The following is an 18,364-nucleotide window of genomic DNA, read 5'->3' as shown; positions in this document are numbered from 1 at the left end:
CCGGGGATATTTCCGGTGGGAAGTCCTGTTCCGGCTGCCGGGAAGAATATTGAAGTCCTGACGGCTCACCGCGCAATGTTGAACCGAGATCGAACGGTGGGTTCGGACGTGCCTGGCGAGGGAGCTATGGAGTTGGGTGAAGAATGACCGGCCATCCCGATGTCTTGGCGCCGGCGCGCCTGGGATCGCTGACCCTACGGAATCGAGTGATCAAGGCCGCCACGTTCGAGGGAATGACGCCCGGTGCGGTGGTGTCGGACCAGCTGATCGACTACCACCGCAGCGTCAGCCGCGGTGGGGTGGGTATGACGACGGTTGCCTACTTGGCAGTGGCCCCGGAAGGCCGTACCGAAGACGGCCAGATCTGGATGCGCGAGGAGGCGCTTCCCGGACTCCATCGGCTGACCGATGCCATCCACGAGAAGGGTGCGGCGGCCTCGGCTCAGATCGGCCATGCCGGTGCTGTCGGCAACGAGGCACTGACCGGACATCCGGCCCTGGCACCGTCACGTCTGGTCAATCCGTTGAGCCTGAAGAAGGTTCACGCGGCCACGCGGACAGATATCGAGCGAATCCGGCGCGCTCACGGCAGCGCGGCGCAGATGGCTGCGGCTGTGGGCTTCGATGCGATCGAAATCCACTTCGGCCACAACTATTTCACCAGCTCCTTCCTCAGCCCGGTACTGAACAGACGGCGTGACGAATACGGCGGCTCGCTGGCCAATCGGGCCAGAGTCGCCCGGGACACCGCGAAGACCGTCCGCGACGCCGTCGGCGACCGGTGCGCAGTCCTGGCCAAGGTGAACATGGACGACGGTGTCCCCGGCGGTCTGCGATTGGCGGAGGCGATCGAATTCATCAAGTGGCTGGAGGACGACGGGGCCCTCGACGCGATCGAACTGACGGTCGGCAGCTCTCTGGTCAATCCGATGTATCTCTTTCGAGGTGAGGCTCCGATCCGCGAATGGGGCGAGGCGATGTCCGCGCCGGTTCGGTTGGGCATGAAGGTGTTCGGCCGGTTCTTTCTGAAGCACTATCCGTTCCGGGAGCTTTTCATGCTCGAACACGCACGCGCTGTGCGCGCCGCCGTCGACATGCCGTTGATCCTGCTCGGTGGCGTGACGGACTTCGGTTCGATGAGCGTTGCGATGGCCGAAGGATTCCAGTTCGTGGCCATGGCGCGTGCCCTGCTCCGAGAACCCGACCTGATCAACCGGATTGCGAGTGACACCGAAACGCCCTCGCTGTGTATTCACTGCAACAAGTGCATGGCGACGATCTACTCCGGGACCCGGTGCGTCGTGACGACGCCAGCGCTTCGCATCGCCGAGGTGGTGTCGCATCATGACCTCGACTGAGACCCGCGGCCATGCAGTGCCTTCCGATCCGGTGCTGCTGGAGATTCGTGACGACGGCGTCGCCGTGATCTCGTTGAATCGGCCGGACGCCGCCAACGCCATGGATCTGTCTCTGTTGACGGCCCTTCACCGGGCATTGTTGGACTGCCATCGCAGTGCCGAGGCGCGGGTCGTCGTGTTGCGCGGGGAGGGCCGGAACTTCTGTGCCGGCGGCGACGTCCACGATTTCCTCGCCAACGTCGACCGCCTGCCGGAGCACGTGAAGGAGGTGTCGAGTTGGCTGCAGACGGTCACTTCGGCGATCATCGCGCTCGAGGTCCCGGTGATCGCGGCGGTCCACGGATATGCCACCGGCGGTGGCGGATTGGGCCTGGTGGGCAGCTGTGATTTCGTGATCGCCTCGCAGACCGCTCGATTCAGATCCGGTGCCATCGGCGTCGGAATGGCACCGGATGGCGGACTGACGGTCACGCTGACTCAGCTGGTCGGGTTCCGCAAGGCCGTCGAGATCGTTTTGTCCAATGCGACGGTGGACGCCGAGGAAGCTCTTCGCATCGGACTGATCAGCCGGGTGGTCCCCGATGACATGCTGATGACGGAGGCCTACGCATTGGCACAGTCGCTCGCCGGATGCTCACCGCAGGCGCTGGCCGAATGTAAGCGCTTGTTGTGGGACGGGATCGGCTCGCGCGTCGTCGAAGGGCTGGCCGATGAGGCCAGGGCGGAGGTGCGGCTGGCCGGCACCGCCGAGTGCCATGCGCGTCTGGCCTCGGTGGCCTCCCGGCGTCGGCCGCCCGCCGGCACAGCGTGAGTCGCTTCGTGGCGCAAACCTGCTGCCTTGCCGCCAAAAGCCGAGGAGAACAAGACTTCCCGCCAGGCGGAAGCGCTATGGAATCGCTGATCGCACGCGACCACGATGATCACAAGCAGTCGACAGAGCAATGGTGGGAACGGAAATGGAGCCAGCGGTGAGTACCGAGACCGACGCGTTGACCGGCGACGTTCGAATGATCGACGGAGGTGCCGCCCCGGATCGGTTCGCCCGAGGATGGCACTGCCTGGGTGTGGCCAAGACGTACCGTGACGGCAAGCCGCACCAGATCGAGGCATTCGGCTCGTCCCTCGTGGTGTTCGAGACATCGGACGGCACCCTGAACGTGCTTGACGCTTACTGCAGGCATATGGGTGGCAATCTGGCACAGGGCACCATCAAGGGGGACGGTGTCGCCTGTCCCTTCCACGACTGGCGCTGGGGCGGTGACGGAAAATGCGTCGGGGTGCCGTACTCACGCCGGGTGCCCAGGCTCGCCCGCACCCAATCGTGGCCGACGTTGGAACGCAACGGACTTCTGTTCGTGTGGAATGATCCGCAACGTCGTGAGCCGCCCCAGGACGTCACGATTCCCGAGTTTGACGGCTATGGCACCTCGCGGTGGACCGACTGGAGCTGGAACACCCAGATCGTCGAGGGCAGCAACTGTCGCGAGCTGATCGACAATGTCGTCGACATGGCGCACTTCTTCTACGTGCATCTGGTCAAGCCGACCTTCTTCAAGAACGTGTTCGAGAAGCACATGGCCTCGCAGTTCATGTCCGCGACCGGTCGGCCGGACATCGACCTGGACACCAACTACGGCCAGGAAGGTCTGCTCATGGACTCGTGGGCGACCTACTACGGACCCGCGTTCATGGTCAACGGGCAGACGCTGGCGGCCGGCGGGACATCCGCGGAGGGCCTTCTGATCAACTGCCACTACCCGGTGACCCCGGATTCCTTTGTGCTGCAGTGGGGTGCGATCGTCAAGAAGGCCGACGGGATGTCGGACGACGAGGCCGGCGCGATGGCCCAGCAGTTCGCGGACAGCCTCGGTGGCGCATTCATGCAGGACGTTCAGATCTGGCGCAACAAGGCCCGGGTGAACAATCCGTTGCTGTGTGACGAGGACGGTCCGGTCTATCAATTGCGACGCTGGTACAACCAGTTCTACGTCGATACCGAGGACGTCACTCCCGACATGGTGGACCGTTTCGAGTTCGAGGTCGACACGTCGACCGCCCAATCGAAGTGGGATGCCGAGATCGCCGAAAATATCGCAACTCGTGGGCATTCGGCCGCGGCCGTCTGACACCCGACAAGCACCAACATGCTAGGAGGTCAGCGCATGGCGACACCGGTTCTGGAAAAGATTCTGGCGAATGCCGATCAGCTCCGAGTCGATGCCATCGAAGAGGAGCGGTTGTGCAAGCTCACGCCGGGGACGGCCGCGACGCTTCGCGACGCCGGCATGATCAAGATGCTCCAGCCGAAGGAGTACGGCGGCCAGCAGGCCACTCCTCGTGAGTTCGCCGAAACGATCATGGGGCTGGCCGCGGTGAACCCGGCCGCGGGTTGGGTCAGCGGAGTGGTCGGAGTGCATCCGTGGCAGCTCGGGTTTGCCGATCCGCGCGTGCGGCAGGAGATCTGGGGTGAGGACGACAACACCTGGGTTGCGTCGCCATACGCCCCGCAGGGCCTCGCGGTGCCGGTCGACGGTGGCTTCCGGCTCACCGGCCGCTGGCAGTTCTCGTCGGGCACCGACTACTGCCGGTGGGTGATACTCGGCGCGATGAAGGCCGGAGCGGATGGCAAGCCGGAAATGCCGCCTACCATGCTGCATGTCATCTTGCCACGCTCGGACTACGAGATCGTCGAGGATTCCTGGGACGTCGTAGGTCTGCGCGGTACCGGATCACGAGACCTGATCGTCAAAGACGCCTTCGTGCCCGACTACCGGGCCATGGACGGTGACAAGGTGCTCGATGGGCGGGCCCAGCTCGAAGCCGGGCGCGAGGAGACGCTCTACCGGCTCCCGTGGTCGCATGTCTTTCCGCTCGGCATCACCTCGGCGATCATCGGTGCGGCCGAAGGCGCGCTGGCGGCGCATCTGGCATATCAGCGGTCGCGGCTGGATGCCATGGGATCGGCGGTGCGCGACGACCCCAACTTGCTGTTCGCCATCGGGGAGGCGTCAGCGGACATCGACGCCGCCCGCAACGAGTTGTTGGTGAACGCCGACCGGATGTGGGACATCGTCGACGCCGGATCGGTGCCGACATTCGAACAACGTGCGATGGGCCGGCGAACGCAGGTCCGTGCCGCCTGGCGAGCAGTCGGCGCGGTGGATGCCCTGTTCGCCCGATCCGGAGGTAACGCCATCCGGCACAGCGGATCGGTTCAGGGGTACTGGCGCGATGTCCATTCCGGCCTGAACCACGTGATTCACGTGCCGAGCACCGTCTACCAGGCGGCGTCGATGGCGATGCTGGGCATCGATCCGCCACCGAAGATGAAATTCATGATCTGACCGCATATCTCGCAACACGACCCCTCCTCATCGATCGGACGATTGACATGACCTCTAGTGGCCCGCTGTTTTCCTCCCTGGGTTACGTGCGAATTCAGACCGCCGACATCGATCGCTGGCGTATGTTCGCCTTCGACACCCTCGGGTTCGCCGAGGGCACCGGCCCCGACAGCGACGCGCTGTATCTGCGGATGGACGAGCACTGCGCCCGGATCGTGATCGTTGCGGGAGAGACCGACAAAGTCCAGGCCGTCGGCTGGCAGGTGGCGAACCAATCAGCCCTGCACGATGCGGTTGTCGCCCTGGAGAAGCATGGAGTCGAGGTCCGCACGCATGCGCTTGCGGACGCCGACGAACGACGCGTCGAACAACTGGTGTCGTGTAAAGACCCTGGCGGTACGGTCCTGGAGATCTTCCACGGGCCGGTGCTCGACCACACTCCGGTCGTGACCCCGTTCGGGTCACGTTTCGTCACCGGCGAGATGGGGCTGGGCCACGTGGTGCTGCCGGTGGCGGACCTGGACGGCAACTTCGAGTTCTACACCGAGGTCCTGGGATTCCTGCCTCGGGGGGCCTTCCGGTTGCCGCTTCCGCTCGGCGTTCCGCCGCAACGGGTTCGGTTCCTCGGCGTGAACCGGCGCCACCACAGTCTTGCGCTGTGTCCTGCTCCGTCGGTCGCAGACCCGGGGCTGGTCCACATCATGGTCGAGGTGGATTCGCTTGACGCCGTCGGGCAGGCGCTCGACCGTGTGGGCGCGCAGGGGTTCTCAGTCTCATCCACCCTCGGCCGGCATACCAACGACAAGATGGTGTCCTTCTATGTCCGGGCTCCGGGGGGCTGGGACATCGAGTTCGGAACCGACGGATGGCAGGTCGACAACCAGTATTACTGCGCCGAAGAGATCTCGGCGGACAGTTACTGGGGCCATGATTGGTCGGCGACCGAGCCGCTCGCCGCAGTGCGCGGCATCGAATCGTGATCTGTTGCCGCCCAGCGCAGGAGTCAACCCGATGTGGGACAGGAGAGAGATGACCACCACGTCAGCCCCCGAGACGGCGCCGGGCTATCGGTACTTCGCGCCGTGGCTTCTGGTGGAGCGAGTGGGATCGGTCCACGTCGTGCGGATCAACCGGCCTGACAGCTACAACGCGGTCAATGAGGGGCTGCACCACGCCCTGGCGGGAATCTGGCGACGGCTCGCCACCGACGAGGACGTTCGCGCGGTTGTGACAACCGGTGTGGGCAAGGCGTTCTCGGCGGGCGGGGACATGGATATGTTCACCCGGATGATCGCCGACTCCGAGCTGCGCCGGGCACTGTTCGCCGAGGCGAGGACCCTGTTCCTGGAGGTGATCGACTTTCCCAAACCGTTGGTCGCGGCGGTCAACGGTGCGGCGGTGGGCCTGGGTTGCTCAATCGCCCTGCTGAGCGATCTCATGGTGATGGGTGAGTCCAGCTATCTGGCCGATCCCCATGTCGCGGTCGGCCTGACCGCTGGCGACGGCGGGGCTGCGATGCTGCCGTTGCTCGTCGGGATGATGAAAGCCAAGGAGTACGTCCTGCTCGGGGACAAGATCACCGCCGAAGCTGCTGAGAAGCTCAACCTCGTCACCAAGGTCGTCGACGACGCGTCCGTCCTCGACGCCGCCATCGCGCTGGGTGAACGGCTTGCGGCGCTGCCGGCTCAAGCGGTGCAGACGTCGAAGACGGCGATGAACATGCACCTGAGGCGGGCCGCCCTCGGGGTACTGGAATACGCACTCGCCGAGGAATTCAGCTCGTTCGGTACCGCCGAGTTCGAGCAGCGCGTCGCCAGGTTCCACGCCCGATCGCGAGGAGCCTGACCGCTCGACGGTGCGCGTGACACATTGGTGGTACCGACATCCGTTGTCATCCAACGGATGTTCGGTCATGTGTGCGTCGCGCATACCACGTTCCACAAGTTTTCCGCTGACCGGGCATGCTATATGCAGCGGTCGCCGGCATCCCTAATCTCGTTGTGACACATACAACAAAAGCCGAATCGGTGTGAGCTCGAGCGCGATCGGTCGTCTGTTCACCAGAGCAAGTTCCGAGTGGAACACGGAGCAGGAGTTACATGATTCACCGATTTGCGGTCAGGCGGCACACAGCGCTCATCCGTCGTCAATGCGTCGCGAGTTCGCCGAACCGCGCACTCGCGCCGGTGCGCCGGTAGGGAGATCGCGGTGCGACACACGGATCTGCAAAAGCCGCTTCGGGGCATCGGCGACTTCTACGCCACCGCGCTGGACACGATCGTGCTCATCCCACGACGTCCGTTCGCATGGCGGGAATTGATCTTTCAGTGCTGGTTCATCGCCCGGGTGTCGATCGTGCCGGCGCTTCTGCTCGCCATCCCGTTCACCGTGCTGGCGGCATTCACCCTCAACGTCCTGCTCTTCGACTTCGGGGCCGCTGACTTCGCCGGAACGGGGGCCGGGATATCGCTGGCCCAGCTCGGCCCGATCGTGACCGTGCTCGTCGTCGCCGGTGCGGGCGCCACCGCCATCTGCGCCGACCTGGGCGCCAGGACCATTCGGGAGGAGCTCGACGCACTGCGAGTCCTGGGTATCAACCCTCTCCAGTCGCTGGTCGTGCCCCGGGTATTGGCCGGATGCATCATCGCCATCCTGCTCTCGGCCGTCGTGTCGCTCGCCACGCTGGTCGGCTCGTTCTTCTTCTCGGTCTATGTCCAGCACGTCACCCCCGGCGCATTCGTCGCCGGACTGACGCTGCTCACCGGGCTCGAAGACGTGGTGGTGTCCCTGGTGAAGGCAGGATTGTTCGGATTCGCTGCCAGCCTCATCGGCTGCTACAAGGGAATCTCGGTCGGTGGTGGCCCCGCCGGCGTGGGCAACGCGGTCAACGAGACAGTCGTCTACTCCTTCGTGGCCCTCTACGTCATCAATCTCATCATCACGGCGGTCCAGTTCGGCGGTCCCCGATGAAGGCGGGCATACCCAGCCGGCGGGTGCCCAGGATCCGCCGCGTGGGCCGCAACTGGGCTGACGGCTGGAATCGCATCGGCCGGCAGACGCAGTTCTATGCGGCAACCGTCCGTTCGATCGGGGATGCCGTCGTCCACTACCAGACCGAGATCGTTCGGCTGATGGCGCAGATGAGTCTGGGCACCGGCGCGTTAGCGCTGATCGGTGGCACCATCGTGGTCGTCGGCTTCCTGACTCTCTCCGCCGGCGCGCTCATCGCCGTACAGGGTTACAACCAACTGGCCGGAATCGGCGTCGAGGCGCTCACCGGATTCATTTCGGCGTATGTCAACGTTCGGATCATCGCGCCGGTGACAGCCGGCATCGCGTTGGCCGCCACGATCGGGGCCGGGGCCACGGCGCAGATCGGTGCGATGCGCATCTCCGAGGAGATCGACGCGCTCGAGGTCATGGGGATCAGGTCGCTTGCCTACCTGGCCTCCACCCGGGTATTCACCGGTGTGATCGTCGTGATTCCGTTGTACTGCATCGCCGTATTGATGTCCTTCCTTGCCGCCCGACTGGGAACCACTCTGGTCTATGGCCAGTCGACCGGGGTGTACGACCATTACTTCAACACCTTCCTGATTCCCACCGACCTGCTGTGGTCGTTCCTGCAGGCCGTCGCGATGTCGGTGGTGATCATGCTGGTGCACACGTATTACGGCTACACCGCTACCGGCGGGCCGGCCGGCGTGGGCGAAGCGGTCGGACGCGCCGTACGCGCATCGCTGGTATCTGCCGTCACCGTAAGCCTTTTGGTCTCACTGGCCGTCTACGGCCAGTCCGGCAACTTCCACCTGGCCTCGTAACGCCATGCAACCACGACCAGGCGAACGCCGGCTGCATCCGGCATGGTGGACATTGATCCTCGTCGCCGTCATCGTCGGTGTCTTCACGCTGACCGGGGCGCTGTACACCGGGAGGTTCAGCTCGTATGTGCCGGTGACTGTTACCGCCGACCGGGCCGGTCTGGTGATGGAGTCCGGCGCGAAGGTGATGATGAACGGCGTGCAGGTCGGGCGGGTCGCCCGGATCGCCAGCGGGCCGGGCTCGGTCAGCCTGCGCCTTGACATTTCACCGGGGCAGATCAAGTACATCCCGGCCAATGTCGGCGCACAGATCCGGGCGACAACGGTATTCGGCGCCAAGTTCGTCGATCTGATCTATCCCGAACATCCGAGCCCGCAGCGGTTGGCCGCCGGCGCGGTGCTGACATCGCGGAACGTCACGACAGAGGTCAACACCGTCTTTCAGAACCTGGTCGGCCTGCTGCACCAGATCGATCCGGCCAAGCTCAACGCGGTGCTCAGTGCCCTATCGGAGGGATTCCGGGGTCAGGGTGAGCGAATGGGCCAGGCGATCACCGACGCCAACCAGGTCTTGGCGGCCATCAATCCGCGCGCGGACACGATGCGGCAGAATTGGCGGGATTTCGCGGCGTTCAGCGATGTCTACGCCGATGCGGCTCCCGACATCCTTCGTGTGCTCGACGCTGCCAGCGTGACGAGCGAGACGATCACCAGTCAGGCCTCCGCGCTGGATTCGCTGCTGCTCAACACCATCGGATTCGCCCAAGCCGGAATAGATCTGCTCGCGCCGAACCAGAAGAACCTGGTCGATGCGATCAACCTGGCCGCACCCACCACTGATCTGCTGCTGACGTACAACCCGGAATACACCTGCACCCTGATCGGGGCGAAGTGGTGGCTGGACAACGGTGGCCTTGCCGCAGTTGGTGGCAACGGTCGCACCTATGTGGCCGACGCGGCAGTGTTGATGGGTGATGATCCCTACACCTATCCGGACAACCTGCCGATCGTAGCGGCCAAGGGTGGCCCCGGCGGCAAGCCCGGTTGTGGGTCGCTGCCGGACGCGACCAAGATGTTCCCGGTACGGCAACTGGTGACCAACACCGGTTGGGGAACCGGGATGGACATCCGGCCCAATCCCGGCATCGGGCACCCGTGCTATGCCGACTACCTTCCCGTCACTCGGGCGGTACCCGAGAAACCGAGCGTCCGCCAATGCATTCCGGGACCCGCACCCGGACCGATTCCCTACCCGGGGGCGCCTCCGTACGGTGCCGCGCTCTACGGGCCCGGTGGGGTCCCGCTGTGGCCCGGCATTCCGCCGGCGCCCGCGCCACCGCCCGTGCCCGTCGAAGGTACGCCGGTGGCACCGGGCACCATCCCGCCGCAGCCGCCGCCACCCGCGGTGTTCGGTGCGCCGCCACCACCCGACGGTGGGCAGCCCAGCCCGTGACCAAACCGCAAGCAAGGGGACGATGACGTGAGACAAAGCCTCGCCGGAGCAATGTGGCGCCTGGCGATCTTCATCCTCATCTGTGCGACCGGGATAGCCGCGCTGTTCGCGATCTTCGGTCAACTGAGGTTCGAGCGAAATCAGGTCTACCAAGCCCAATTCAGCAATATCAGCGGACTGTCCGGTGGCAACTTCGTCCGTATCGCCGGGGTCGAGGTCGGCAAGGTGGTGAGCATCAAGCTCTTGCCCGACGCGACACTGATGGTGCGGTTCTCGACCGACCCGTCCGTGGTGCTGACCGCGGGAACCCGGGCCGTGATTCGCTACGACAACCTCATCGGCGGCCGCTACCTGGCTCTCGAGGAGGGTGTCGGCGACACCGCGGTCCTGCGCCCCGGTGACACCATCCCGGTGACACGGACGGCGCCGGCACTGGATCTCGATGCGCTCACCGGTGGATTCCGCCCCCTGTTCCGGGCATTGAACCCCGATCAGGTCAACATGCTGACCCACCAACTGATTTCGGCATTTCAGGGCGAGGGCGACACCATCGGATCATTTCTCACCCAGACCGCGGCAGTGACCAGCACACTGGCCGATCGTGATGAGCTGATCGGCCAGGTCGTCGGGAACCTCAACACTGTCCTGGGGTCCCTGGGAGGCCAAAGCGACCAGTTCGACAAGGCGGTGACGTCACTGGCGGAACTCGTCGCGAACCTGGCCGACCGCAAGACCGAGATCAGTGCCGGGCTGGCGTACGCCGACTCCGCCGCGGCGAGCACGGCGGACCTGCTGACCGCCGCGCGACCCGCGATCAAAGACGATGTGGCTCAGGTGGATCGGACTGCAAGCATCGTCGTCGCCGATCACGACTATGTGGACAACCTGCTCAATACACTGCCCGAGAAGTATCGACTCCTCGGTCGCCAGGGGCTCTACGGCGACTACTTCAGCTTCTATCTGTGCGATGTTCTTCTGAAGATGAACGGTAAAGGCGGCCAACCGGTCTACGTCAAGGTCGCCGGCCAGGACACCGGACGGTGCGCTCCGAAATGAAGACCTTCAAAGAGCGGAACCTACTCGTGATCGGCGCCGTGGGTATCGGCGCAACGGCGGCAGTCGTCGTCGGAGTGCTGGAGTATCACAATCTTCCGTTTCTGAACCCGGGCGCGACATACTCGGCGTACTTCGCCGAGGCGGGGGGATTGTCGCCGGGTGCGGCCGTGCAGGTGTCGGGCTATCAGGTGGGCAGCGTCGAGAGCGTCGGGCTGGACGGAACGCGGGTGGTGGTCCGGTTCAAGATCGACAACGATGTGCACCTGGGCGATCGCACCGAAGCCGCGATCAAGACGAAGAGTCTGCTGGGCGCCAAGATCCTCGAGGTCGATCCGCGCGGGCAGGGCAGCCTCTCGGGTCCGATACCGCTGGAACGTACGACGTCGCCCTACCAATTGAACGATGTCCTGGGCGATCTCGCGGCGACCGTGCAACACACCGACACCGGTCAACTCTCAGAGTCGTTGGCCACGCTGGCCCAGACATTCGCCGACACTCCGCCCGATCTCCAGCTCGCGGTGCAGGGCCTGTCACGGTTCTCGCAAACGCTGAACACCCGCGATCAACAACTGCGTGACCTGCTGACAAGCGCCAAGAAGGCGACCGGGGTGCTGGCGAACCGGAGCGATCAGGTGGTGTCCCTGATCGCCAATACCAATGCCCTGTTGGCCCAGCTGCGCACCGAGAGTGACGCACTGGACGATGTGATGGGCGATCTTTCGGCCATGTCCAAGCAGTTGTCAGGTTTTGTCTCGGACAACCGTCAGCAGATGCGGCCGGCGCTGGACAAGCTCAACGGCGCGTTGACCATCGTCGCGAACCGCAAAGACCGCGTCCAGGAGTCACTGCATCGGCTCAACGCGTTCGCGATGTCGCTGGGGGAGTCGGTGTCGTCGGGCCCGTTCTTCAACGCCTACGTCGCCAACCTCCTACCCGGTCAGTTCATCCAGCCCTTCGTGGACGCGGCGTTCTCCGATCTGGGTCTGGACCCGAATGTGAAACTGCCTTCCGAACTGGTGGATCCGCCGACCGGCCAGCCGGCTACGCCGGCGTTGCCGATCCCGTTCCCGCGAACCGGCCAGGGTGGTACGCCCAACCTGACGCTGCCCGACGCGATCACCGGGAACCCGGGTGACCCCCGCTACCCCTACCGCGAGCCTCTTCCGGCGCCCCCGCCGGGCGGGGCGCCGCCCGGGCCGCCCGCGGTGACACCGCCGGACCCCGGGGCCGCCGTCGAGCCGACGCCGTCGCCGGTGTATGTGCCGGCGCCCGGTGAGCCGAATCCGGCCGGGGGTGCGCGATGATCAGAGTCCGCCGCCGAACGCAGATCGGGCTCGCACTGGCGCTTGTTGCGGTCCTGATCGCCGGGCTGGTCGTGGTACTACACGTCACCGATCTGCGCGGGAAGATCCGGGTGACAGCCTATTTCGACAGCAGCACTGGCATCTATCCCGGTGACGAGGTGCGTATCCTCGGTGTCCCGGTCGGCGAGATCGATACCATCGAGCCGCAGCCGCAACGAGCGAAGATCACCTTCTGGGTCGATGACAGCTATCGGGTCCCCGCTGATGTCAAGGCCGTCATCATCGCTCCGTCTCTGGTGTCGTCCCGGGCCATCGCGCTGACCCCGGCGTACACCGCGGGCCCGGTTCTACAGACCGGTGCGGTGATAACGCGCGACCGGACGATGGTGCCCGTCGAGTGGGATAACCTGCGCGCTCAGCTGGAGAAGCTCACCCAAACGCTGCAACCGACCGAACCGGGCGGTGTATCCACCCTCGGTGCCTTCGTCAACACCGTCGCCGACAATCTCCGCGGCCGCGGTACCGACATCCACGACATGGTTGTCAAGCTCTCGCAGGCGTTGTCGATCCTCGGCGACCAATCCGACGACGTCTTCGGCACCGTGAAGAACCTCGCCGTGTTGGTGTCCGCTCTGCACGACAGTGCGGGACTGATGAGCGAACTCAACCGGAACCTGGCCGCCGTCACCGCCCTGTTGTCCGACGATCCCGACGAGGTGAGCCGGGCCGTCTCGGACCTGAACACCGCGATCACCGATGTTCGGGGGTTCGTGGCCGAGAACCGCGACGGGCTGGGGACCACGTCGGACAAGCTCGCGGAGCTGGCGTCGACGCTGGGCGCCAGCATCGACGACATCAAGCAGGCTCTGCATCTGTTGCCGACCACGCTGAGTAACTACGTCAACATCTATCAACCCGCCCAGGGTGCGATCACCGGGGTGCTGGCGGGAACCAACTTCAGCAATCCCATCAACTTCATCTGCGGAGCCATCCAGGCCGCATCGCGGCTCAACGCCGAACAGTCAGCGAAACTGTGTGTCCAATACCTTGCGCCGATCGTCAAGAACCGGCAGTACAACTACCTCCTCCCGCTCGGGTTCAACTTCTTCGCCGGGGCGCAGGCGCGGCCGAACGAAGTGACGTTCAGCGAGGACTGGCTTCGCCCGGACTACGTGCCGCCTGCGCCACCGGCGCAGGGACCGCCGCCCCCAGCGGATGCCGCCCCGGCGACTCCCGATCAAGGCCCACCGCTGCCGTCGACGGTGCCCACCGATCCCGCCGCGGGCCTGCCCGGCATCATGGTTCCACCGGAGGGGACCCCGTGAGGCGCCACCGCGCCGTGGGCCTGGCCGTCGCGCTGATGACGACGGCCATGCTGTCCGGATGCGGCTGGCGAGGGCTCAACTCGTTCCCCCTGCCCGGTACCCAGGGCGGTGGGCCGGGTTCGTTCGTTGTCCAGGCGCAGATGCCCGACGTGAACAACATCCAGCAGAACTCGCGGGTACGCGTCGGGGACATCAATGTCGGGACCGTTACGAAGATCGAACGGCAGGGCTGGCATGCATTGGTGACGATGCGGCTCGACGGCGGTGTTGAGCTGCCCGCGAATTCCACTGTCACCATTGGGCAGACGAGCTTGTTCGGGTCCCTGCACATCGAGCTTGCACCCCCAGCCGGCATCGCGCCCGAAGGCAGACTGCACGACGGGTCTGTGATCGCACTGCCCAATGCGGGCGCCTATCCGAGCACCGAGCAGACACTCGCGGCGGTCTCGTTGCTGCTCAACGGCGGCGGTGTGGGGAACTTGCAGGACGTGATACAGACATTCAGCACCGCCTTCCGCGGTCGAGAGCAGGATCTGCGCAGCCTCATCGGACAACTCGATACGTTCTTCACCAGCATCAACGCGCAGACCTCCGACATCATCGACGCCACCGACAAGCTCAACCGGCTGGTCGACAGATTCGCCGAGCAGAAACCGGTTGTGGACAAGGCGCTCACGACCATTCCGGATGCCATCGCGGTGCTCAGGGATGAACGCAACGCCATGGCCGACGCGGTGGAAAAGCTCGGCCAGTTCAGCGCGCTCGCGGCGGACTCGGTGCACCAGACCAAGGAGGCTCTGGTCAAGGAGCTCAAAGACATTGGGCCGGTGCTGAAGTCGCTTGCCGATGCCGGCCCGGCACTGACCCGATCGCTCGGTATGCTGGCGACGTACCCGTTCCCCGCCGACACGCTCGAGAATTGGTTCCGCGGCGACTACGGCAACATGACCGCGATCGTCGATCTGACACTGAGCCGGCTCGATGCGGCGTACTTGACCGGAACCCGCTTCGAGGGCGCGCTGACCGAGCTCGAACTGCAGTGGGGTCGGACCATCGGCCAGATGCCCAGTCCCTACACCGCGGGCAACCCGTTGATCGTGCCCTATCACCTCGACGAAGGCCGCTGAGATGCATCTTGGCAGAAGAATTCTCATCCAGTTGATGATCTTCGGGATCGTCTCCTTGACCGCCGGCGCTGTGATGGTGTTCGGCTACATCAAGATGCCGGCGATGTTCGGCGTCGGGCGTTACACCGTCACCGTCGAGCTCCCGCAATCCGGTGGGCTGTATCCGACGGGCAACGTGACGTATCGCGGGACGCAGGTCGGCAAAGTCAGCTCGGTCCAGCTGAACCCGGACGGCACGGTCGCAGCGGTACTGTCGCTGACATCCGGGATCCGAATCCCGTCCGATCTCGAGGCCGAGGTGCACAGTCAGTCCGCCATCGGCGAACAGTACGTCGCGCTGCTCCCGCGCGACGGCACCGCCAAGCCCTTGCAGAACGGCGACGTCATCCCGTTGAGCCAGACCTCGGTCCCCCCACCGGTCGACGGCGTGCTCGACGCCGCGAACCGGGGGCTCGCGGCCATCCCGCACGATGCCCTGAAGACGGCGGTCGACGAGTCCTACACTGCGATCGGTGGTCTCGGCTCCGACCTATCACGGATTGTCAAGGGAAGCGACACCCTGGCCATCGACGCGCGGGCCAACCTGGACTCGCTGACCACGGTGATCGACCAATCCGGGCCGCTTCTTCGATCGCAAGTCCAAACCGGTGATGCGATCGGTGCCTGGGCCGCGCATCTGGCGACTATCACCCGGCAACTGCGGGATCAGAACACCGCCGTCGGCGGCGTGATCGCCAACGGCGGTGCGGGCGCGCAGGAAGCACGCCAACTCATCGAGCGGATCCAACCGACGATTCCGGTGATCCTGACCAACCTGGTAAGCGTCGGACAAGTCGCCGTCACCTATCGGCACGACATCGAGCAACTCCTGGTGCTGATACCACAGGGCGTGGCGATGGTGCAGGCCGGCACGGTGGCGAACCACAACACCCGGCAGGCCTACAAGGGCACCTACCTCGACTTCAACCTGAACGTCAACATTCCGCCGCCGTGCACGACGGGCTTTCTACCGGCCACGCAGCGACGCACAGCCGCGCAGACCGATGCACCGGACCGGCCCGCCGGTGATCTCTACTGCCGGATACCGCAGGACGCACAACAGAACGTCCGTGGTGCGCGCAACCTGCCCTGTGAGACGCGTCCGGGCAAGCGCGCTCCGACGGTCACGATGTGCGAGAGCGACGAGCACTATGTGCCGCTCAACGATGGCACCAGCTGGAAGGGTGACCCGAACGCCACACTGTCCGGTCAGGACATCCCACAGCTGCCGGCTGATAGTGGACCACCCCCGGCCGACCCGGCACCGCCGGCGCCCGCCTCGGGAATGGCCGTCACCCCATACGATCCGGCCACCGGCGCCTATCTGGGGCCCGACGGGCAGGTATATACCCAGTCAGACCTCGCTGAGGCGGGGCCGCAGCGGCCGACGTGGCAGTCGATGTTGCTGCCGCCGGATTCGCACTGATTCCAACAGCATTGGCGCCGACGACTGCCGGCGCCAATGCTGTTAGCGGTTCTCGAGTGTCGATGTCACGGACGCGCTGCGTCGTGGGCGGCGACGTAGCCGAACACCAGGCCCTGGCCGATCGTCGCGCCGGCCCCCGGATAGGTCGTCCCGAACGCGTTGGCCGCGGTGTTGCCGATCGCATAGAGGCCGTCGATGACGGCACCGTCCTCGCGCAGGACGCGGGCGTGGGCGTCGGCGCGCAGGCCGCCGCAGGTTCCCAGGTCGCTGAGCACCGCCTTGACGGCGTAGAACGGTCCCCGGTCCAGACTGCGCAGATTGGGGTTGGGTTTGACACTCGGGTCGCCGTAATACCAGTCGTATGCGCTTGTTCCCCTGCCGAAGTCGGGATCGGTCCCGCCGGCGGCGATCTGGTTGAAGCGCGCCACGGTGGCGTTGAACGTCTCGACGGGCAAGCCCACCTTCGCCGCCAGGTCGGCGAACGTGTCACTGCGGTAGGCGATTCCGGCGTCATACCAAGACTTCGGGATCGACATCCTGGGGTAGATCTCGCCGGCCATCAGGTAGCTGTTGCGGTACTTCTGATCGAAGATCAGCCACATCTGCTCGACCGGGTTGCCGGCGTGCTCGCGGGCCAGCAGTCGCTGCCCGAACGACATGTAGTCGCACGCCTCGTTGACGAATCGCGAGCCGGATTGGTCGACGATCAGCGACCCGGGCAGTGAACGTTCGGCGAGCATCATCGGCGGCTCGCCGCCGGGAAGCGGCGCGAACGCCGGGAACCACCACGCCTGATCCATCAGCGTGATGTCGGCGCCCACTTCCTGGGCGAGCCGAATGGCGTCGCCGGTATTGCCCTCGGCGCCCAGGCTGAACCCCTCGACGAGCGATTCCGACTGGAACTTGTGCCGCCAGTCCATCCGATGGTCGAACCCGCCGGCCGCCAACACGACGCCACGGCGCGCGACCACCTTGATCGTCTCGGCTCCGCGGCGCAGTACGGCACCGGTTACTGTGCCGTCGTCGACCGTGAGTTGGGTGAGAGAGGTCTGGGTCCACACCGGGATGCCGGCGCGTAGCACCCCGGCATACATCCCGGCCGACAGCGCCTGGCCCGCCGCGACGTAGCGCCGCCCGATGAGCAGTCCGCCGACCCCCTGGAACGCCCGCTTCAGCATGCGGGGGACCGCCTTCTGCGGGAAGCTGGCGATGAGATTGACCAGCCGGTAGTCGCCTCCGGTGATCGGCATCGGAATCGGGGGATTCAAGATGCCCGGACGCATGGTCTTGCGGTTCGCGCCGAGCACCGACGCGTTGAACGGCAGGCACTCGCAGGTTCGTCCGACGACGCTGCCGCCGGGCCGCTCGGGGTGGTAGTCGGAATATCCCTTCGCCCAGGTGAACTTCATCCCAGTGGTGCGCGACAGCATGTCGACCATTGACGACCCGTTGTCGAGGAAGCTTTCGACGCGTTCGGGGGGGACGCCATCGCCGACGACGGCGGCCAGGTATCGGCGCCCTTCCGCCAGCGAGTCGGGGGATCCGCTGCGACGCAGAACCGGGTTGGCCGGCACCCAGAACGCGCCGCCGGAACGGGCGGTCGAACCACCGACGTAACCGGTCTTCTCGACGATGAGACAGGACAGCCCGAGCTCGTTGGCGGCCAGTGCGGCCGCCATGCCTGTGCCCGAACCCACCACCAACAGATCAACGGTATGGGTGTTTTCGGTTGCGGAGGTCTGTGTCGTCATCGGCCTTCTTCCACGCGGTGATGTCGGTGACTCTAGTGACGGGGGCAGCCGATTGGCATCGGCTTTCCCCTGAGCGGAACACCAGTTCAACGAGGGCACTGCCAATCGTTGTGCCGCTGAGCGGGCAGGCCCTTGCCAACGATCGCGTGGCGCGAACAAGGTTGGCGTGACGACGAACTGGACAACCGGGCGGAGGCCCCATGCGGCGGGTGCTGTCGGTGATGTCGGCCGTCGTCGTCGCGTTCGGTATGTGGGGTGCCACAGCGCCGGCCGGCCATGCCGCCGACGTCGAGTACCTGATGGTGCCGTCTGCGGCGATGGGTCGCGACATTCCGGTGGCGTTTCAGGGTGGTGGTCCGC

At 65.3% G+C, this 18,364-nt stretch carries 15 protein-coding genes and 1 pseudogene; 15 read left to right on the top strand and 1 reads right to left on the bottom strand.

What is annotated here, in order from left to right; translation table 11 throughout:
- Positions 1-143 precede the first annotated feature (143 nt).
- The 14 genes from ORI27_RS14655 (at position 144) to ORI27_RS14590 (ending at position 16,253) form a co-directional block, all read left to right on the top strand.
- Positions 144-1,358 carry an NADH:flavin oxidoreductase gene (locus ORI27_RS14655; protein ID WP_265997765.1) on the top strand — a complete coding sequence of 405 codons (1,215 nt, stop codon included), beginning with the start codon at positions 144-146 and terminating at the stop codon, positions 1,356-1,358.
- A complete protein-coding gene (locus ORI27_RS14650) occupies positions 1,345-2,169 on the top strand; it encodes an enoyl-CoA hydratase/isomerase family protein (protein WP_265997767.1) in 825 nt (274 codons plus the stop codon). Before ORI27_RS14655 ends, ORI27_RS14650 begins: the two co-directional genes overlap by 14 nt.
- A gap of 145 nt (positions 2,170-2,314) precedes the next feature.
- A complete protein-coding gene (locus ORI27_RS14645) occupies positions 2,315-3,484 on the top strand; it encodes a Rieske 2Fe-2S domain-containing protein (protein WP_407666323.1) in 1,170 nt (389 codons plus the stop codon).
- 36 nt (positions 3,485-3,520) lie between these two features.
- Positions 3,521-4,702, top strand: a complete 1,182-nt coding sequence (locus ORI27_RS14640; RefSeq protein ID WP_265997770.1) for an acyl-CoA dehydrogenase family protein — start codon at positions 3,521-3,523, stop codon at positions 4,700-4,702.
- 47 nt (positions 4,703-4,749) lie between these two features.
- Complete coding sequence (gene bphC / locus ORI27_RS14635) at positions 4,750-5,682, top strand: biphenyl-2,3-diol 1,2-dioxygenase (RefSeq protein ID WP_265997772.1); 933 nt, start codon at positions 4,750-4,752, stop codon at positions 5,680-5,682.
- Positions 5,683-5,731: 49 nt separating this feature from the next.
- Positions 5,732-6,547 (top strand): enoyl-CoA hydratase/isomerase family protein, encoded by an 816-nt coding sequence (locus ORI27_RS14630; RefSeq protein WP_265997774.1) that lies wholly within the window; start codon positions 5,732-5,734, stop codon positions 6,545-6,547.
- 357 nt (positions 6,548-6,904) lie between these two features.
- Positions 6,905-7,672, top strand: a complete 768-nt coding sequence (locus ORI27_RS14625; protein WP_407666324.1) for an MlaE family ABC transporter permease — start codon at positions 6,905-6,907, stop codon at positions 7,670-7,672.
- Complete coding sequence (locus ORI27_RS14620) at positions 7,669-8,523, top strand: ABC transporter permease (RefSeq protein ID WP_265997778.1); 855 nt, start codon at positions 7,669-7,671, stop codon at positions 8,521-8,523. Before ORI27_RS14625 ends, ORI27_RS14620 begins: the two co-directional genes overlap by 4 nt.
- A 4-nt stretch (positions 8,524-8,527) precedes the next feature.
- Positions 8,528-9,976, top strand: a complete 1,449-nt coding sequence (locus tag ORI27_RS14615; RefSeq protein WP_265997780.1) for an MCE family protein — start codon at positions 8,528-8,530, stop codon at positions 9,974-9,976.
- A gap of 27 nt (positions 9,977-10,003) precedes the next feature.
- Positions 10,004-11,032 carry an MCE family protein gene (locus ORI27_RS14610; protein ID WP_265997782.1) on the top strand — a complete coding sequence of 343 codons (1,029 nt, stop codon included), beginning with the start codon at positions 10,004-10,006 and terminating at the stop codon, positions 11,030-11,032.
- Entirely contained in the window at positions 11,029-12,336 is a 1,308-nt protein-coding gene (locus tag ORI27_RS14605; protein ID WP_265997784.1) for an MCE family protein, read from the top strand. Before ORI27_RS14610 ends, ORI27_RS14605 begins: the two co-directional genes overlap by 4 nt.
- Positions 12,333-13,661: an MCE family protein gene (locus tag ORI27_RS14600; RefSeq protein ID WP_265997786.1), complete on the top strand. Its 1,329-nt coding sequence runs from the start codon at positions 12,333-12,335 to the stop codon at positions 13,659-13,661. Before ORI27_RS14605 ends, ORI27_RS14600 begins: the two co-directional genes overlap by 4 nt.
- Positions 13,662-13,696: 35 nt before the next feature.
- Positions 13,697-14,788 carry a virulence factor Mce family protein gene (locus tag ORI27_RS14595; protein WP_265997809.1) on the top strand — a complete coding sequence of 364 codons (1,092 nt, stop codon included), beginning with the start codon at positions 13,697-13,699 and terminating at the stop codon, positions 14,786-14,788.
- A gap of 1 nt (position 14,789) precedes the next feature.
- The gene (locus tag ORI27_RS14590) at positions 14,790-16,253 is read left to right on the top strand and encodes an MCE family protein (RefSeq protein ID WP_265997788.1); all 1,464 of its coding nucleotides are present in this window, start codon (positions 14,790-14,792) and stop codon (positions 16,251-16,253) included.
- A gap of 65 nt (positions 16,254-16,318) precedes the next feature.
- Here ORI27_RS14590 and ORI27_RS14585 read toward each other — a convergent pair whose 3' ends face one another.
- Complete coding sequence (locus ORI27_RS14585; protein ID WP_265997790.1) at positions 16,319-18,004, bottom strand: 3-ketosteroid-delta-1-dehydrogenase; 1,686 nt, start codon at positions 18,002-18,004, stop codon at positions 16,319-16,321.
- A 200-nt stretch (positions 18,005-18,204) separates the two neighbouring features.
- Between ORI27_RS14585 and ORI27_RS33150 the strand changes: the two are divergent.
- Positions 18,205-18,364 (top strand): annotated as a pseudogene (locus ORI27_RS33150) (hypothetical protein); the annotation flags it as partial.

Source organism: Mycobacterium pinniadriaticum (assembly GCF_026242045.1).
Taxonomy (GTDB): domain Bacteria; phylum Actinomycetota; class Actinomycetes; order Mycobacteriales; family Mycobacteriaceae; genus Mycobacterium; species Mycobacterium pinniadriaticum.
The sequence above is the reverse complement of the archived record's forward strand: the minus strand, read 5'-3'. Positions and strand labels throughout refer to the sequence as shown.